Annotated in this window: 14 protein-coding genes and 1 tRNA gene; 7 read left to right on the top strand and 8 right to left on the bottom strand. The window is 45.0% G+C overall.

Annotated elements, in window-relative coordinates:
* The first annotated feature begins 148 nt into the window (after positions 1-148).
* Entirely contained in the window at positions 149-862 is a 714-nt protein-coding gene (locus ACU37H_RS10860) for an NUDIX hydrolase (protein ID WP_472701489.1), read from the top strand.
* A 57-nt stretch (positions 863-919) separates the two neighbouring features.
* On the opposite strand, the gene ACU37H_RS10855 is transcribed toward ACU37H_RS10860, so the two are convergent.
* Positions 920-3,070, bottom strand: a complete 2,151-nt coding sequence (locus ACU37H_RS10855; protein WP_472701490.1) for a S46 family peptidase — start codon at positions 3,068-3,070, stop codon at positions 920-922.
* 595 nt (positions 3,071-3,665) lie between these two features.
* Here ACU37H_RS10855 and nadA point away from each other — a divergent pair.
* Entirely contained in the window at positions 3,666-4,676 is a 1,011-nt protein-coding gene (gene nadA / locus ACU37H_RS10850; RefSeq protein WP_472701491.1) for a quinolinate synthase NadA, read from the top strand.
* An 8-nt stretch (positions 4,677-4,684) separates the two neighbouring features.
* Here the strand turns inward: nadA and ACU37H_RS10845 are convergent, their stop codons facing one another.
* The 3 genes from ACU37H_RS10845 to ACU37H_RS10835 all read right to left on the bottom strand — a co-directional run bounded on the left by ACU37H_RS10845 (position 4,685) and on the right by ACU37H_RS10835 (position 9,172).
* Positions 4,685-6,757 (bottom strand): CehA/McbA family metallohydrolase domain-containing protein, encoded by a 2,073-nt coding sequence (locus tag ACU37H_RS10845; RefSeq protein ID WP_472701492.1) that lies wholly within the window; start codon positions 6,755-6,757, stop codon positions 4,685-4,687.
* A 177-nt stretch (positions 6,758-6,934) separates the two neighbouring features.
* The gene (locus tag ACU37H_RS10840; protein WP_472701493.1) at positions 6,935-7,984 is read right to left on the bottom strand and encodes a Gfo/Idh/MocA family oxidoreductase; all 1,050 of its coding nucleotides are present in this window, start codon (positions 7,982-7,984) and stop codon (positions 6,935-6,937) included.
* A gap of 66 nt (positions 7,985-8,050) precedes the next feature.
* Positions 8,051-9,172, bottom strand: a complete 1,122-nt coding sequence (locus ACU37H_RS10835) for a formimidoylglutamase (RefSeq protein WP_472701494.1) — start codon at positions 9,170-9,172, stop codon at positions 8,051-8,053.
* 292 nt (positions 9,173-9,464) lie between these two features.
* Here ACU37H_RS10835 and fabG point away from each other — a divergent pair, with 292 nt between their 5' ends.
* The 3 genes from fabG (at position 9,465) to ACU37H_RS10820 (ending at position 12,147) form a co-directional block, all read left to right on the top strand.
* A complete protein-coding gene (fabG, locus tag ACU37H_RS10830) occupies positions 9,465-10,220 on the top strand; it encodes a 3-oxoacyl-[acyl-carrier-protein] reductase (protein WP_472701495.1) in 756 nt (251 codons plus the stop codon).
* An 80-nt stretch (positions 10,221-10,300) separates the two neighbouring features.
* Positions 10,301-10,864, top strand: coding sequence for a DUF5715 family protein (locus ACU37H_RS10825; RefSeq protein ID WP_472701496.1), 564 nt, complete (start codon positions 10,301-10,303; stop codon positions 10,862-10,864).
* Between the two features lie 44 nt (positions 10,865-10,908).
* Positions 10,909-12,147, top strand: a complete 1,239-nt coding sequence (locus ACU37H_RS10820) for a chromate transporter (RefSeq protein WP_472701497.1) — start codon at positions 10,909-10,911, stop codon at positions 12,145-12,147.
* On the opposite strand, the gene nadD is transcribed toward ACU37H_RS10820, so the two are convergent.
* Complete coding sequence (gene nadD / locus ACU37H_RS10815; RefSeq protein WP_472701498.1) at positions 12,135-12,707, bottom strand: nicotinate (nicotinamide) nucleotide adenylyltransferase; 573 nt, start codon at positions 12,705-12,707, stop codon at positions 12,135-12,137. The two genes, ACU37H_RS10820 and nadD, sit on opposite strands and share 13 nt — an antisense overlap.
* A gap of 2 nt (positions 12,708-12,709) precedes the next feature.
* Complete coding sequence (locus ACU37H_RS10810) at positions 12,710-12,940, bottom strand: FeoA family protein (RefSeq protein WP_472701499.1); 231 nt, start codon at positions 12,938-12,940, stop codon at positions 12,710-12,712.
* Positions 12,941-12,990: 50 nt separating this feature from the next.
* On the opposite strand from ACU37H_RS10810, the gene ybeY reads away from it, so the two are divergent.
* Both ybeY and mnmG read left to right on the top strand, forming a co-directional pair.
* Positions 12,991-13,428 carry an rRNA maturation RNase YbeY gene (ybeY, locus tag ACU37H_RS10805; protein WP_472701500.1) on the top strand — a complete coding sequence of 146 codons (438 nt, stop codon included), beginning with the start codon at positions 12,991-12,993 and terminating at the stop codon, positions 13,426-13,428.
* A gap of 229 nt (positions 13,429-13,657) precedes the next feature.
* A complete protein-coding gene (gene mnmG, locus ACU37H_RS10800) occupies positions 13,658-15,526 on the top strand; it encodes a tRNA uridine-5-carboxymethylaminomethyl(34) synthesis enzyme MnmG (RefSeq protein ID WP_472701501.1) in 1,869 nt (622 codons plus the stop codon).
* A gap of 370 nt (positions 15,527-15,896) precedes the next feature.
* On the opposite strand, the gene ACU37H_RS10795 is transcribed toward mnmG, so the two are convergent.
* Positions 15,897-15,969 (bottom strand) — tRNA-Phe (locus ACU37H_RS10795).
* 104 nt (positions 15,970-16,073) lie between these two features.
* Positions 16,074-18,335 carry a DNA helicase RecQ gene (gene recQ / locus ACU37H_RS10790; RefSeq protein WP_494407542.1) on the bottom strand — a complete coding sequence of 754 codons (2,262 nt, stop codon included), beginning with the start codon at positions 18,333-18,335 and terminating at the stop codon, positions 16,074-16,076.
* Between the last annotated feature and the right edge of the window lie 46 nt (positions 18,336-18,381).

Raw genomic sequence — 18,381 nt, 5'->3', positions numbered from 1 at the left:
TACCTGAGACGGCAATGACCGGCCTGTTTCAGCAAAAAAGCTTATCTATCCGGTAACAATAGCAGTACATGATCTTGAGCCTCTCGCGCGCTGCATGGTTACTATAATAAGTCCGAAACCACTTTATTAAATATATTAGATCTACATTTTGACCAGGGAAAAAAGATACCAGCGCATTACGAAGTTCACTGTCGCTGTTGACTGCATCGTTTTTGGGTTTGACGGTACCCGACTGAAAATACTGCTGGTAAAGCGGGGACTGGAACCGGAAAAGGGTAAATGGAGCCTCATGGGCGGATTCGTCAACGAAGAAGAATGCGCGGATGCGGCGGCTAACCGGATCCTGAAAACACTCACCGGTCTGGAAGGCATCTACCTGGAACAGTTTCACACTTTCTCATCCCCCGAGCGCGACCCGGTACAACGAACGATCTCGATCGCTTATTTTGCACTTATCGATATTAATAAATACCAGGAGTCCATCAACACGGATTTTGAAGCGCAGTGGTTTCCGATAAAAGAATTTCCTCCTCTTATTTTTGATCACAACGAAATGGTACTGCTGGCACAGAAGAAACTTCAATATAAAGCTGCGTCGCACACGATCCTTTTTGAGCTGTTGCCGGAAAAATTCACCTTGCCGTTATTGCAAAGCCTTTTTGAAGATGTATTCAATACCACGCTGGATAAAGGGAATTTTAGCCGCAAGATGTTATCAACAAAACTACTGATCAAACAAAAGGAAAAAGACAAAAGCAACTCAAAGAAGGGCGCCTATTATTATAAGCTGGACAAAAAACACTACGAGGATAATCTACACAAAATCCTGAAGCTGATTCCTAATCCCAATAACTTGCTTTGATCCGGTTTAACTGATCGGTGCGCGCCCGTATCAATCCGAAAGTTTGTCTTCCGCTCACTACTTTTTCTTCGGATACACCAGGTTCATCTCATCGATCAGGTGTGTAGCGCCGGCGTATTTATCAACAATAAACAAGACATACCGGATATCTACCATAATATTCCTGCAGATTGATGGATCATAATTCACATCGCTCATGGTACCTTCCCACACCCGGTCAAAATTGAGACCTACCAGGTTGCCATATGCGTCTAACGCAGGACTGCCGCTGTTTCCACCGGTGGTGTGGTTGGAGGCGATGAAACAAACCGGCACCTTTCCATTGACGGCATAACGGCCAAAATCTTTTTTCTTATACAGCTCGCGCAGTTTTTCCGGAACATCAAATTCGTAGTCCCCCGGCTTGTATTTTGCCATCACTCCGTCAAGGTAAGTATAGAATTCATATTTTTTCCCGAGAGGAGATGTATATCCATTGACATTGCCGAAAGCCACCCGCAGTGTGCTGTTGGCATCCGGATAAAAAGTCTTTTCGCTGAACACCTCCATTTGAGCCTTCATGTAATCTCTTTGCAATTGATTGATCGCCGTTTGCTGCCCGTTCAAACCGGGGGCCACCTGGTTGTCAAACAAGTCGGAGATAGAAAGCACCAGCCTGGCCGCCGGATCGGTTTTTAACGCATCAAATAGAACAGATGGACCTGTCTTTAATAAGGCAATGATCCGCTCTTTGTCTGCAAAAATAGTTTTACCATACAGATCGGTTGCCCATGCTTTGTAATTGCCAAATGGTTTCTTTTGTTGTTTGGCATAGTCTGAAACATAGGCTGGTGGCTGGTTTTCGATATACAACTGCATCATGGCGGCAAAGACATCCTGGTCCACGCGGGTGCTGTGCTCTTTCAGAAATTCACTCATCCACTCAATTTCTTTGGTGAGCGCTTCTGAATAATTGGCTTTTTCCCTTTTGCTGTTCAATGCACGTATCCGTTGGACGATGGTGAATAGTTCTATTTTACTGGTGGTTTCCAGATAATAATCACGCGCCAATGCCAACGGCTTCAATCGTTTATAGGCGTCATTTAATTCCTGTAACACGGTACCATACTGCTTTTTCAAACCAGGAAGGGTATTCAGCTTTTTCACGAAATCCGCTTCATATTTCAGTTTCTTTTGCACCGCGTTGGTATTGGTCAACCCCAATACTTCGCCCTGCCATTTTTTCCAGGCGTTGCTAATACCCGCATATTTTGAGGCATATTGTATTTTAATGGCTTCGTCTTCGCGCATATATTTATCAATCACCTTCAGGGCTTTGTCCCGGATCAGGATCTTGGCAGGGTCGTTCACTTTCATGATCTGATCTACCGCTTCGCTGGGGAGGTATTCCGTAGTACGCCCCGGGAATCCAAAGACCATCGTAAAGTCGCCCTCTTCCATGCCGCTCATGGAAATAGATAAGGACTTCTTGGGTTGGTAAGGCACATTATCCGGAGAATAGGCAGCAGGTTTGTTGTCTTTGCCTGCATATATCCTGAACATGCTGAAGTCGCCGGTATGCCTGGGCCACATCCAGTTATCGGTATCTTTTCCGAAGTTGCCGATAGCCGAAGGCGGTGCTCCCACCAGCCTTACATCATTGTAGGTTTCTGTTACAAAGAGGTAATATTTATTACCCTCAAAAAATGGGCGGATAAAAGCGCTTTGGTACGCTTCTTTTTTCACACCATCCAGCTGTTTGCGTGCATTGCGGTCAATTTGTGATTGCCGCAGGTTTTCGGCCATATTATAGGTAACGCCTGTCAACACCTGGTCTGTCACGTCGTCGATCCTTACAATGAAAGTAACAAACAAGCCTGGATTCGGTAATTCTTCGGCATTCGACCGGGCCCAAAAGCCATCTCTTATAAAGTTTTTGTCGATGGTGGAGTGGTTTTGTATGGCATCAAATCCACAATGGTGATTGGTGAGCACTAATCCCTTGTCTGAAATCACCTCGCCGGTGCAAAAACCGCCAAAGCTCACGATGGCATCCTTAAGACTTCCTTTGTTTACATTATATATATCGGATGCGCTCATTTTCATTCCGAGCGACTGCATTCTCTTCTCGTTAAGCGTTTCCAGCAGCTGAGGCAGCCACATACCTTCGTCTGCTTTTGCTAAAAAAGAAATAAAAACGGGGAATAACAATAGTATCAATTTCTTCATACAGGCCTTTTTTCGATCAAAATATCCGCGTAGCGGAAAAAATTTTTTTTATCCGGGCGGTTAGGCGCCGATAGCTGTTTGTCAGCTTTAGCAAGCGAAATCGTCCGGGATATCCACTTTTTTCTCCCCAAAGATATGTGAATGGAGGTTGAAAAATGTGGATATCCCTGTGTGAAACGTTTATATGAAATGGAGTTATTGGATTATAAAAACAGGTGGATGCGATCCCGGGGGTGGAAACGTGCGTTCCCTGAAAATTATACCACGAATATTAACACAATGTAAATTCCGGGTGACTCCTTTTTTTATTCAGAAGTGGAAATCCACAGGTTTGTGAATATCCCGCGTGACGCAGGCCCAGCATGGCAACAGAGTTGTGAATATCCCTCATTTTGTGTGGAAAACAATTAACTTCTAATTTTGTAATAAATGTGAATTGTGAGTTATCCACTAATTCACACTACTAATAATAATAGGTTTTATTTTAAAAAATATTATATAATTATTATTAGGATAATAAAGGGCTTCAGAAAAAATTGTTTCAAAAAATTTCGGGCAGCATTGTATCATTGCACCGGATTTAAACCTTTTGATCATGGAAACAGCAGTTTTGGAAAATGCAAAGCAGGAGTTGGACGCCAACGGATTTCTCGACATGGAAGTGGATCCGACGCTGGATCTGTTCGAAGAGATCAACCGGCTGAAGAAGGAAAAGAATGCCGTGATCCTGGCGCATTACTACCAGGAGCCTGATATCCAGGACATTGCCGATTATATCGGGGATAGCCTGGGCCTGGCGCAGGAAGCAGAAAAGACGGATGCTGACATGATCGTTTTCGCCGGTGTGCATTTCATGGCGGAAACAGCCAAGATCCTGAACCCGACCAAAAAAGTGGTGATCCCTGATTTCAAAGCCGGATGTTCACTGAGCGACAGCTGTCCGCCGCCACTGTTCCAGAAGTTCAAAGAACAGCACCCAGACCACGTGGTGGTGAGTTATATCAACTGCAGCGCCGGTATCAAAGCCTTAAGCGACGTGATCGTTACCAGCAGCAATGCACGGATCATTGTGGATAGCTTTCCAAAAGAGCAAAAGATCATCTTTGCGCCGGATAAAAACCTGGGCGCTTATATCAACAAGGTAACAGGACGCGACATGCTGCTGTGGAATGGCGCTTGCATGGTCCACGAGATATTCAGCCTGGAAAAGATCACCAAGCTGCAACAACAGCATCCAAACGCTAAGTTTATAGCCCATCCGGAGTGTGAAGACGTAATCCTGAAAATGGCTGATTTTATCGGATCCACAACCGGCTTGTTGAAATACACCATGGAAAACGAAGCCACTGAATTTATCGTGGCTACAGAGACGGGCATTCTCCACCAGATGGAAAAAGCCAGTCCGCACAAGAAGTTTATTCCGGCACCTCCCGACAATGGATGCGCCTGCAATGACTGTCCTCACATGAAACGTAATACACTGGAAAAGATTTACCTGTGTATGAAATACGAACTACCCGACATCATCATGGATGAAGAACTGAGACTGGCGGCCAAGAAGCCTATCGACCGGATGCTGGAGATCAGTAAGGCGGCGGGATTATAAGCTCCCGTTTATTCCAGCCAGATCATCGGGGTAAAAGCACCGTTAGCAGCGATGTCCCAGGCTTCTATACGGATCCATTTTTTATTGGTCAGATCTACCGGCCATTTGAAAGTTTGTTGTCCAAAGGCAGTGGTGTGGTTCAGATGGATCTTTTCACGATACACATTTTTACCGTCGCCCGAAACGATTTCCACAAAGTTCATCGGGAAGTTCCATTTTAATTCAGCATTGACAAAGGCTTTTCCATCTCCCTTTACCTGGAGCACGTCACCAGATTCTTTTCCGTTGATCGTGAATTCAGGGATTAACACTTCTCCTGTAGAAACAAAGAATTTTCCCTGGCGCATGGCGTCTAACACGGGTTGCCAGCCTTGTTGATAATCGGGTAGTTTATTCAGTTTCAGGTAGGTCACATTTAAATGGGCATACATTTCATTGTCTTCAGTGATGGTAAATATGTCTGATTCTGCGATCGCATATTTTTTATGTCCCCAGTTGGCCATATCGTCCATCAGGTTTAGCACCCGGCGGCTCAGGTTGGGCCACGAAAGATCGGCGGGTATGGATTTCCAGGCAGCACCGAAATAAGTGTCGGATTTGAAAAAGTCCTCATCCTTATATTTATCCGGATAGCCTGTCGATGCTTTCGTACGGGCGTGAGCCACCCAGGCCAGTCCTTTTTCCTGCTCCAGCAATTTCAGCATTTCGTCTTTATCACCCACCCGGTATACCGTGCCATATGTGGGGTCTTCAGTCTTGAAGGGTGCATTGGGTTGGCGCGACATGATCCAGTAGACGGGCTTGGGAAAGAAGGCGAGCCAGTGACCACCATAAAAATTATTCGCTTCCTCACCCGGCAGTAACAGGAAGCTGTCATCAGACAGGCGTTGTGTTTGTTCAAATAATGCTTTTAATTCCCGCAACCGGATAGAGTCGGGTCCTTTGGGATGTCCCGGCCCGTGGAATTCTGCCAGCTTCACAATGTCCAGCCCTGCATCTTTCAACACTTTTACAAATTCAGGTTTTTCAGGAACCGGTTTGCCGGAGAGTACTACATCAGAAATAAATTCATTGTGGAAATGAGAAGCCATTCTTTTATATCCGGCCAAAGGTTGATAAGCATCGTTGTTGGTAAACTTTTTAACGGCGGTCAAAGCAGCATCCGGCTGACCGTCACTCAACAGGCAAAAGAAATTCAGTCGCTGCTCCGTATGAGGTGGCGCATTGAACCAGGGAATAAAGCGGTTGTCTCCATTGGGATCCTGGCGAATGCCAATGCCAAAGCCGGGAATCAGATCGAGGTAATCATGTCCATACCAGGTAAACTTCAGATTGAAAGCTTCGTCCAGTGGATAAAAATATTGATGGGGTGCAGGGAATAAGGCCAGGCTGCCTGCTTCGCCCTGTCCGATGATGGTTCTGTACTTTACATCTTTGTGAACCGTTCGTGTGGTTGCAGATGGATGTGTGAACTCCATCTGGCCACGGGTGTTGGACCAGGCTACATTTTTCCACAATTCTTTTTTGCTGACCAGACCTGCATCGTATAAGATGGCGGTAGAATCTTTCTCTGTTGAAACCACAGCTGCTATGTTGAGCAGGGGACTGCCATTGTAAAACGTAATTTCCAGGTGGCCCGTAAATCCAGGGGTCTGGAGGTTATTGATCTTTACAACAGTGGAGGCGCCTTGTGTATGAACACTGGCCTCTTTTTTATTGAATTGAATGAGCTGCGTGGTGTAAGGTTTATTATGCACTTTATCGAAGAAGATATCCCAGCCACCGCTGGAAGGATCGAGTTTTCTTTTTCCTACTCTTAATATAAAGGCCGGATCAAGATCAGATGCTACTTGCTTAAGCGAAGCATTGGCACCGGTATACAAAGCACTGATCAATGGCTGATCAGGATTGAGATCAATGATCATCTTTGAAGTACGGCCGATGCCTCCGGGCCATTGCACGGTGATCTGTTGGTCGCGGCTGGTAACCGAAGCACCGTTCTTTTTATAATTTTTCAGATCTACTTGTCCATGTACAAACAGCGTGGCCAAAAGAAAGAGGGCAGCAAAGCATTGTTTCATTACTTGTTTTTTGTCGTTAGAGGGCTAATAATTGTTAGGTCAACAATATATCAAAGCTTGGAAGATAATTAATATTTACAAAACCGGGCCGGACATGAAAAAAGCTTGTCCTCGCCACAGGCTATTAATTATAACCTGAAGATGAAAACAAGCTTCTTATAATTTTTAGAAGTAAACTTATAAGGATATAACTTTCCTTTCACGGCTGCTTTGCAGCGCCGCGTCTATCACGCGCATCGTCAATATTGCATCGGTGGCGGGCACAGGGTTAGGCTGACCATTGGCCAGGGTATTATATACATCGGTGTAATAATCCATGTAGTTGCCCATAGCAGATCGGGTCTCTTTTTTCACCTCTGCTCCATCGATGATCGTATGTAACAAGCCATCATTTTCCGTAGGCGTTTCAATCCACGGTTCGGTAGAAGGAACTACATCAGCCAGCAGGCGTGCTTCCTGCAGGTCCGATCGCTGTTGCATAAATGTGCCGTGTTCCCCTTGTATCACAAACGGATAAATAGATTCACGCGCAAACACGGTTCCTTTGATCCTCACACGGAAGGGGCGGGGATAATACAGCAGCACTTCAAAATAATCGTTAGCGATCATGTCTTTTCGCATGGCGAATACATCTGCAAATACGGCTTCAGGAAATCCAAACAATTGTATAGCCTGATCGATCAGGTGGGCACCCAGATCGTGCAGGTTGCCAGCTCCGGGTTTGTCACCTTCTTTGTGTTCCTTTCCACTGTGGCCGGTTCTGTATCGATCATACCTAAGCTCTGCTTCTTTCAAAGTGCCTAAAAGGTTTTGTTCCACTACTTCTTTGATCGCCCTGAAATCACCGTCATATCGGCGGTTTTGATAAACGATCAGGTGGAGGTTTTTGGCTTTTGCCAGTTCGTCGAGTTGTTGGGCTTCTTCAGCGTTAACGGTGAATGGCTTTTCCACAATAATATGTTTGCCAGCTTCCAGCGCGGCTTTCGCATATTCGAAGTGAGTTTGTACGGGTGTGTTGACCACAATAAGATCCAACGAATCATCAGCAATCAGTGCTTCAAAAGAGCGATACAATTTCGCATCAGGATATTTGGTGCGTGACTCTTCTCTATGACGCTCTACAATGGCGCTCAACTCAAAATTGGGATGAGCTTGTATAAAAGGAGCGTGAAAAAGCTTTCCGCTCATGCCATAAGAAGCAATACCTGTTTTAATTGTTGAAGCCATGTTGTATAGGATTATATAGATTTATAAATAGGATTGTTTAGTGTATAACGTTCCTGTAGCGGGATCTTATCGCTGTTGCGCCCGGAACCAGCGTTCAGGAATTTCATTGTTACTGGCAAGGATATAATCTTTGTAGCTGCAGGGAATAAAAGATTTATCAGGTAACTGCATCCACCAGCGCCGGGTTTTTTTGCTCTGTAAAAAAGTACTTTCAATTTCAGCAAAAGCCATCTGGTATTCGTTGAACTGATCCAGTTGATCAAAGTGTGCTTCTTTCAACCTGCGGTGACGGCCGTCTATCATGTACCACAACATGTGACCAATTTGTTTAGCTGTCAGTTCATCTCTGTCCTGTTGCGGGTTGTAACCATAAATACCGATCGTTTGCATGTTACTGCTCATGCCGGCATATTGCATCAGGATGCATGCTTCTTCGCCATTGAAACCATTTGGTGTTATTTGATTCGCCGGGGCATAGGCATTGGCTATCGCATTAATGTCGAAAGAAAAAATATGACTGTTCCTGATCGCGGGTTCAATCTCTTCAATATCATCTTTCACATGTCCTACACGGAAGAAATCAAATTTCAGTTTGTCCAGTGTTTGTAACATGCCCGGATGTACCAGGTAGCTTTGGAAACCGAGATGATTATAATGCCTGATAAAATTAGGTTCGCTGGTGAAGAGCTCCATTAAAAAATTATCACTGCGGAAAGGAGACTCCATATCCAGGTCGATGATCGCATCGACGCCGGTGACTTCCACTTGCTGCCTGGCATTTTTAGATGCATAATATTGTGAAAGCGTGAGATCGTGAGAGCCGCCAAGGATCACCACCGTTTTTCCGAGCTCCGTCAATTCTTCGATCACGGTTTGCAGCGCCGCAATCGTGTCCATATAAGTAGCTCCTTGTTTTACATTGCCAACGTCTGCTATGCGAATCTTATCATGCCAGTAAAAAAGCTGGTAAAAATGTTTCCTGATGAGTTCGGGTGCATCACTGGCCGGACCGAGAAAGCCCCGCCCACGCTGCTCTCCACATCCCACCAGCACTATATCTGCTTGGTCGATGTCTGGAAATTCTTCCTGATAAATGTCGATAGTATTTCCAAGTTGGCCGGGCTTGTACGTTTCGTCGCCGGTGATTTCCACGACGTTCACGGCAGATAAAAAATCAATAATAGACATGGGATGCAATATAGGTTTATTTTGAAAACAGAGAGAGCTGCTGGCTGTTATTTACAGATGATACAACTGATCAGGAGATTTTCCGTTTGCAGAATGCCATATGGTATAATTGATCGTAATTAATCAAACATTCAAAACAATAATTACTTTACTTTGCAACCACAGAAAATCCGGGCAGCATGCGATGCCCTATCCGGTGTCAGACGAAGTGCGGCAGTATCAAATCACCGGGAGATACGATCCAATCATTATCGGATCGTATCAGATCGACTAAATCAATAAAACATTACGAATGAAACTTCTTGACAACAAAGTAGCCATTGTAACAGGAGCTGCCAGGGGAATCGGTGAAGCGATTGCTATTAAGTTCGCTGAACATGGAGCGAATGTAGCTTTTACCTATGTGAGTGACAGCAGCGCAGAACGCGCGACAGCACTGGAAGAAAAACTCGTTAGTTTAGGAGTGAAAGCAAAAGCCTATCAGAGCAACGCCGGTGATGTGACCCAGTGTGAAGCATTGGTCAACGAAGTATTGAAAGAGTTTGGAAGCATTGACATATGTGTGAATAACGCCGGGATCTCTAAAGACAACCTGTTACTCCGGATGACGCCTGAACAGTGGAACGATGTGTTGAACATTAACCTGAACAGCGTATTCTATATGACAAAACAGGTGATCCGGCCTATGATGAAAGCTAAAAGCGGAAGCATTATCAATATGAGTTCCGTGATCGGTATGATGGGAAATGCAGGGCAGGCAAGTTATGCAGCCAGCAAGGCGGGGATCATTGGTTTTACCAAAAGCGTGGCTAAAGAATTGGGAAGCCGTAACATCCGGTGCAACGCCATCGCGCCGGGTTTTGTGGAGACAGATATGACCAGCTATCTGAACGATAATGCCGGTGCCGAAAAATACCTGGCTGATATTCCTTTAAATAGATTTGCAAAAGCTGAGGATATAGCCAACGTTACGTTGTTTTTAGCGTCTGATATGAGTAGTTATATCACCGGGCAAACTATTAGCGCTTGCGGAGGGTTAAATATATAGTTAATATATTGATAATCAATATATTATATAATTTTATCTTAAAACAGACATTTTTTGTCGCCCGAAAAAGCCTTTCTATTTTGAAAGTATTAAAACCTATACTTTTCCTATCCCTTTTTATTGCACTGGCCATCGGCTCTTCTGGGCAAACTAAATATGATGTCCATCTTGAAGCAGCCAAGGCAACGGGAATTCCACCAATAAAGAACCAGGCGCATCTTACGTCTTTGGTGAGCAAGAAGAAGCTGGTGGTCATATTTCCAAAAACAGGATACACGATCGCTAAACTGACACACAGCCGCCCCTACCTGAATCCAGAGTCGTATCGCATATTGAAAGAGATTGGTACGAACTTTTATAAACGGAGCAAGAAAAAGACCTTTACTGTAACTTCCGTCACACGCACGATTTACGATCAGAGGAGATTATCAAGGGTTAATAGCAATGCAGTGACGACCAAATTGAGCTCTCATAATTTTGGCTGCTCGTTCGACATTTCGTATATTAGGTTTAACCGGTACAAAGCGCCTAATGCCAGGCTGGAAAAAATCTTGCAGGATGTATTGACACAAATGCAGAAACAAGGAAAGCTTTATTTTATCAAAGAGTACCGGGAGAAATGTTTTCACGTTACTGTTCGTTAGGAAGATAACTTCTATCTTTAGGATAACTCAAATTCTATCAGCTGATGCTGCTTCGTCACTTACAGTTTTTGAAGCTTGTGTTGTTGCACGGTCTTACTGCATTTGGCGGACCGCAGGCCCATTTGGCTATGATGATGAAAACATTCGTCAAGAAGACGCCATATGTTACCGAGCAGGAGCTGATGGAATACAATGCCTTTTGCCAGTTACTTCCCGGAGCCTCGTCGACACAAACCTTAACACTGATTGGTTTCAAACGCGGCGGGCCGGTTCTGGCGATATTGACCTTGTTAGTCTGGGTGTTACCGGCGTGTACCATTATGTGCGCCCTTTCGTTTTTCGTAGAATATGTAGCAGGTTCGTCCAATCAGTTCAATGGCTTTAAGTTTATTGTTCCTATGGCGACAGGCTTTTTGATATTCGCCTGCATTGCGGCGCTTCCGTATTCCGTCAAAAATCTGGTAACGGCTGTCATTGCTTTGGCAGCCGCTGGGGCAACCTATGCCTTTTTCGGAAAGCCTTTCTTTGTGCCGTTGCTGATTGTCGCGGGAGGATTCGTGACAAACCTCAGCAGCAAAAGAATTCCCCAGACAGAGGTGAAGCCCGGTAAGATCCGCTGGTGGAACATCTGGCTGTTTGCGATCATTTTTATTATTGCCGGTATTGTCAGTGAGGTAGCGCGCAAGAACGATTGGGAAAATCGAAAGCCTATAAACCTTTTCGAAAACTCTTACCGGATGGGAAGCCTTGTTTTCGGCGGCGGAAATGTGCTGATGCCCATCATGTACGAACAGTTCAGTGTAAGGCCCGAAGCTGTTAAAAGCAGAAATCCGAATGCGATTCACATCGATAAGAAGGAAATGCTTACAGGAATCGGTATCGTTAGAGCTGTACCTGGTCCTGTATTTTCTATCGCGTCTTATACCGGGGGGCTGGCTATGAAGAATGAGGGCGGCGGGATGCAGGTCCTGGGAAGCGTGATCGGGATGATCGGCATCTTCCTGCCCAGTGCATTACTGGTGCTTTTCTTTTTCCCTATCTGGAACCGGCTTAAGAAATATTCTGCTATTTACAGATCCTTAGAAGGAATTAATGCTGCAGTTCTTGGCATCATGGTCGGTTCTACCTTTTATATCCTGAAAGACATTACATTATTTGACGGTACTGGTATTGGGTTTATCAATATTGGTGTAGTATTAGGGACGGCGTTGATCCTGATCTTTACAAGAATTCCTGCTCCGGTCATCGTAGCGCTTTGCGTCATGCTCGGTTATTTTCTGTAATAGCCGGCCTTTTCTATTTCCACAATTACATTTTCGGGTAATAAATACTTGAGTGACTTCTTTTCCTTGATCAGCGAGCGGATAGCTGTAGCCGATAACTCGAGGAGGGGCGCATTTAATATAGTAGCATGAGCACCGAATGTGTCCTGGATTAGGAAACCAGGGCGATTATAGATCAGGATAGGGTAGTTCTTCAATATGAATTCATAGTTCTTCCAGCGTTGTATGTTCTGAAAACTATCGCCTCCCATAATAACGTTAAATGCATATTGCGGATATTTTTCTGACAGATGTGCCAGTGTAACGGCGGTATAAGAGGGGCGGGGCAAGGAAAACTCAATATTGGAGGCTTTTAATCGGTCATCTGCTTCTACGGCCATGGATACAAGGTGATACCGGTCATTTTCATCTAACAAGGAGGCGGTTTCCTTCAGTGGGTTCTGTGGTGACACGATAAACCAGATCTTGTCTACCAGGTTTTCATTGAGAATATGGTTAGCAATGATGAGGTGAGCGTGGTGGATGGGGTTAAATGACCCAAAATAGAGACCGATCTTCATGTCTACACGTTTACAACGATTTGTTTGGCCTCTTCTGTCCTCAGACTAAGCAGATAACCAGCAACAGAGATAGACATGGGGTCATTGAACAAAGCTTTCTGAACCACTTCAATCTGTTCGCCGGGTAAACAACCCATTTCCATTAATTTAAGGAAGATTTCTTCGGTTGTGAACTTCACAATTGTGCCTACCTGGCCTGGCTGCAAATCGGATAACAACAATTCATTTACCATGGAGCAAAACTACGCATTGTTGTTTGTGTTTTGTTTGCGAATTTTGATAAATGTCTGCTAAAGAAATAATCATACAGTTCCACGTGGAACAATCCGTTTCTCTCACGCAAAAGCGCCGCTTAAGGACCTTTCTTACGCAAAAGCTACAGGTTTCCGGAAGATCAGAGGCTGAGTTGAACTTTGTATTCTGCTCGGACGAGGCGTTGTTGGAAATAAACAGACAACACCTTGATCATGACTATTACACAGACATTATCACTTTCGACCTTTCCGATCCCAAAGATGCTAAACTTATTTCCGACATATATATTAGTGTAGAACGTGTGAAAGATAATGCGGCTCAACATAAAACCCCTACCAGGATCGAGCTACACCGGGTTATTTTCCACGGAGTGCTTCACTTGTTAGGCTATAAAGACAAAACTGCTAAGCAGCAGGCGAAAATGAGGGCTATGGAGAATACGTGGCTAGCCGAATATCAACCATGACTGTTTCACGTGGAACTATTGATAGTTTCTAATAGGCGGTTTCACGTGGAACAAGGACACCGGCCTGACCATTCTTCCTCAACCAAACAATAGCCGGCTCCTCGTTGATGGCCAATTCGGTTACAGCTACCATTAATAGTACTTGATATTATTCATTACGAAACTTCGTTCCGCGACCGGACACCGGAGATTATAGGCATTCTCGATAATGAGCTATCTTTGCCAACTTATGTTTCCACAATACGATGTAATAGTAGTAGGAGCCGGTCATGCCGGGTGCGAGGCAGCGGCTGCAGCGGCTAATATGGGTTCCCGGACCTTATTAATTACCATGAACATGCAAACCATAGCTCAGATGAGCTGTAATCCGGCCATGGGAGGGATTGCCAAGGGGCAGATCGTTCGTGAGATAGACGCCATGGGTGGATATTCGGGGATCGTCACCGACGCTTCTATGATCCAGTTTCGTATGCTAAACCGCTCTAAGGGCCCCGCCATGTGGAGCCCGCGCGCCCAAAGTGATCGTATGCAGTTCGCAGCAAAATGGAGGGAGCTATTGGAGCACACCCCTAACCTGGATTTTTACCAGGATATGGTAAAAGGGCTGATTGTGAAAGACGGCCGGGTAGAGGGAGTGATCACTGGGCTAGGACATGAAATAGCGGCGAAATCGGTGGTGTTGACCAATGGAACATTTTTAAATGGGATTATTCATATCGGGGAAAAACAATTTGGCGGGGGCCGGGTAGCGGAGAAGGCGGCAAGCGGAATCACCGAACAACTGGTGTCTCTCGGCTTTGAAAGTGATCGCCTGAAAACAGGTACACCGCCCAGGGTAGACGGCCGGAGCCTGGACTATACCAAAATGGAGGTGCAGGAGGGAGATGAAGAGATCGTAGGATTTTCGTACATGGATACCCCAAAGATCAAAGCGTCTGAACAGCGTTGTTGCTGGGTCACTTATACCAGCCCGGAGGTGCATGATATCCTTAGAACCGGATTTGATCGCAGCCCTATGTTTGCCGGAAGAATTGATGGAGTAGGCCCGAGATATTGTCCAAGTATTGAAGACAAGATCAACCGTTTTGCAGACAGGGACAGGCATCAGCTTTTTGTTGAGCCTGAAGGGTGGAACACCGTGGAGATATATGTAAACGGCTTTTCAACCTCTTTGCCGGAAGATGTGCAATACAAAGCCCTTCGCACTGTGCCCGGATTTGAGAATGTCCGCTTTTTTCGGCCGGGCTATGCGATAGAGTATGATTATTTTCCGCCTACTCAATTGAGTAATACCCTTGAGACCAAGCTCATTTCCAATTTATTTTTTGCCGGTCAGATTAATGGTACGACAGGCTATGAAGAAGCTGCCTGCCAGGGACTGATGGCGGGGATGAATGCCCATCTGAAGGTCAAGGAACAAGAGGCGCTGGTCTTAAAAAGGAGCGAGGGGTATATAGGTGTATTGATCGACGATCTTATTAATAAAGGGACAGAAGAGCCGTATCGCATGTTTACTTCTCGCGCAGAATACCGCACGCTGTTGCGGCAAGACAATGCAGATGCACGCTTAACGCCTTTGAGTCATCAACTTGGACTGGCGACGGATGAGCGAATGGCCGCAGTAGTCTTAAAGAACGAGCATATCTCGCAAATAAAAGAATTGCTCAGAACTATAGTGATACAACCCGACGAAATCAATGGTTTCCTGGAATCTATCGGATCGTCAAAAATTTCGGAGAAACAAAAGGCAGGTAAAATCCTGCTGAGACCGAACCTGGAACTGGCAGACCTTGCTGCTGCAGTGCCCAAGTTGAACGAGGCTTTACAATCTTTTAAAAAAGAAGAATTAGAACAAGCCGCGATCCTGGTGAAATATGATACTTATATCGAGAAGGAACGCGAGATTGTTGCAAGGATGAGCGAAATGGAAAACTTAACTATTCCCGACAGTTTTGATTATAGCAAATTAGCATCGTTAGGAAACGAAGCCAAAGAGAAGCTCAACCGGATTCGCCCTCGCACATTAGGTCAGGCAAGCCGAATTTCCGGCATCAATCCAAGTGATATCCAGATCTTGATGGTTTATATGGGGAGATAGATAAAATACAACTTAGTTGTTAGAAACCGACCATTATACAAAGTAATGGTCGGTTTTTTATTGTTTTCATCGGGTGGTTATAGGTAATCGTCGATAAAAGATAGAATGGAAATCCCAATTTACCGGCCGTAACATTACCTTGGAAATTTTTGCTCACAGCGGAGATCAACGGGTTAAAGGGACTAGCGTGTTTTAGGTCAGTGGGCTCCTGAGCAATTAAATGCACCGAAAAAAGCGGCTACTTCTGAGCGGGGGATATTGACTTGTGATTAATTCGGGATGAGCGAACGGAAGTTTTTTCGAAATAATGGGCGTATAAAATATAAGGAGTTAGCATAAAAAAGCCTCTCAACCATTTGAGAGGCTTCTGTGGTGTGGGCCGGGATCGAACCGGCGACACAAGGATTTTCAGTCCTTTGCTCTACCGACTGAGCTACCGCACCATCAGCATTTTTTACCGGTATGTAAATACACCAGTGTATTTGCGGGTTGCAAAAATAGTGGTTTTTAACAACAAATGTGATTAATTCATAAAAAAAGTTGCCGGCTACATTCCGTATTCTGCCAGGAACCGGATGCGCATGATCTTTAGTTGTTCCCAGTTAAAATCAAAATCTGCCAGCTCCTGCTGCGCGACATCCAATGATGAGGTTTCGCAGGTCTTAAAGTATTCAATGATCTCTTCCTGCTCCGTCTCATCCAGCATCTCGTCGATCGCGTAGCCCAGGTTCAGTTTAGTACCGCTGGCGGCGATCGTTTCCATCTCTTCCAGGAGCTCAGAGATTTTCCAGCCCTTGTTTTTAGCGATGGTTTCCAGCGGGATTTTTTTATCGGTCTGCTGGATGATATATACCTTGCTGCCGCTTTTGTTTACCACGCTCTTCATCACAAAATCATCCGGCTTCTCAATGTTATTTTCCTCGACATACTGGGCGATCAGGTCGATAAACGGTTTACCGTAGCGTCTTGCTTTCGGCGCACTGACGCCCTGGCATTTTTCCAGCTCCTGCAAAGTCGTTGGATACAAGGTCGCCATGTCCTGCAACGAAGTTTCCAGGAAGATGACCCACGGCACCAGGCCCACTTTTTTAGCTTGTTTCTGACGAAGCTCTTTCAGCATTTCAAAAAGCTTCTCATCCGTAGCAGCGCCTTCCGCACTGTTTTCTGTGCCTTCATCATCATCGCCGACAGCGTTTTCAAATTTATTGTTGAGCACGATCGGGAATGATTTGGGTTTTTTCACAAAATCAGATCCCTTATCTGTCATTTTTAAAACGCCGTATTCTTCAATATCCTTACGGATCAAACCCTCCAGGATCATTTGCCGGATCAGGGAGTTCCAGAACAGGCTGTCATGATCTTTTCCTGTACCGAAGCTGGACAGGCCTTCATGCCGGAACATTTTTACTTGCGGCGTAGGCTTTCCGCTGATGATATTTACCACATAGTCTGTAGCAAATTTTTCATCCACTTCTTTCAGTGCTTTCAGGGCAACCAACACTTCGGCCTTCGCTTCTATTTTTTCTTTGGGATGTTTGCAGTTATCACAATTACCGCAATTTTCCTCTAAAAAGTGTTCGCCAAAATAGCTTAAGATCACTTTCCTTCTACACACCCCGCTTTCAGCATAGGCCACTGTTTCGTTGATCAGCTGGGCGCCCACTTCACGTTCGCTCAACGGCTTGTCGCGCATGAGGTGTTCCAGCTTGCTCACATCCTTATGTGAATAATATAAGATACATTTCCCTTCCAGTCCATCACGACCGGCGCGACCGGTTTCCTGGTAATAATTTTCAATAGACTTCGGAATATTGTAGTGAATAACGAAACGGATATCCGGCTTGTCAATGCCCATTCCAAAAGCGATGGTGGCAACGATCACCTGCACATCTTCATTCAGAAAATCATCCTGGCGCTTGGCTCTTAGTTTTGCATCCAATCCGGCGTGATAAGCGACCGCTTTGATACCATTTGCCTCTAAAATACTGGCCAGCTCCTCTGTCGTCTTGCGGTTAAGGGTGTAAATAATACCGCTCTTATTTTTCATGCCTTTGATAAAGCGAACAATGCTTTCATCGGTCTGGCTCTTCTTGATCTTGGGAACGATCTCATAATATAGATTTTCCCGGTTGAAGGAAGAAATGAAAATGTTGGGATTGCGCAGGTCAAGATTTTTCACAATATCGCTCTGCACTTTAGGCGTTGCGGTTGCGGTCAAAGCGATGACCGGGATCTTCGAGCTGATCTGGTCCATCATTTCACGCAGCCGGCGATATTCCGGCCGGAAGTCATGGCCCCATTCGCTGATACAGTGGGCCTCGTCCACAGCAAAGAAAGAAATATCCAGGTCGCTGAAGAACGAAAGGTTTTCTTGTTTCGTAAGTGTTTCCGGCGCGACGTAGAGCAACTTTGTTTTGCCGGACAGAAGATCATCATGAACTTCTTTTATTTCCTTTTTATTTAACGTCGAGTTGAGAAAGTGAGCAATTTCGTCGTTACTATTATAGCCACGTACCAGGTCTACCTGGTTTTTCATCAACGCGATCAGGGGCGAAACGATGATGGCTACGCCTTTTGAAATAACAGCCGGCAATTGATAGCAAAGGCTTTTACCTCCACCGGTAGGCATGATCACAAAAGTGTCATTACCATCCAATAGGGATTCGATGATAGCATCCTGCTTTCCTTTAAATTGTTTGAAACCAAAATTTTTTTGCAATTCCTGTTGCAGGTTTATTCTGGACTTCAGTTTTTGCTCAGGCTCTTTCTTCGATTTTTTCGGAGCTGCTTTTGATGATTTAACTCCCATTACTTAAAACTCCATAAGTTTTGAAATACAAGTGTAAAAAGATACA

This window comes from Niabella sp. ZPM-14 (assembly GCF_055693045.2).
Note: the sequence above shows the minus strand (reverse complement) of the source record. Positions and strands in the feature narration are given on the sequence as shown.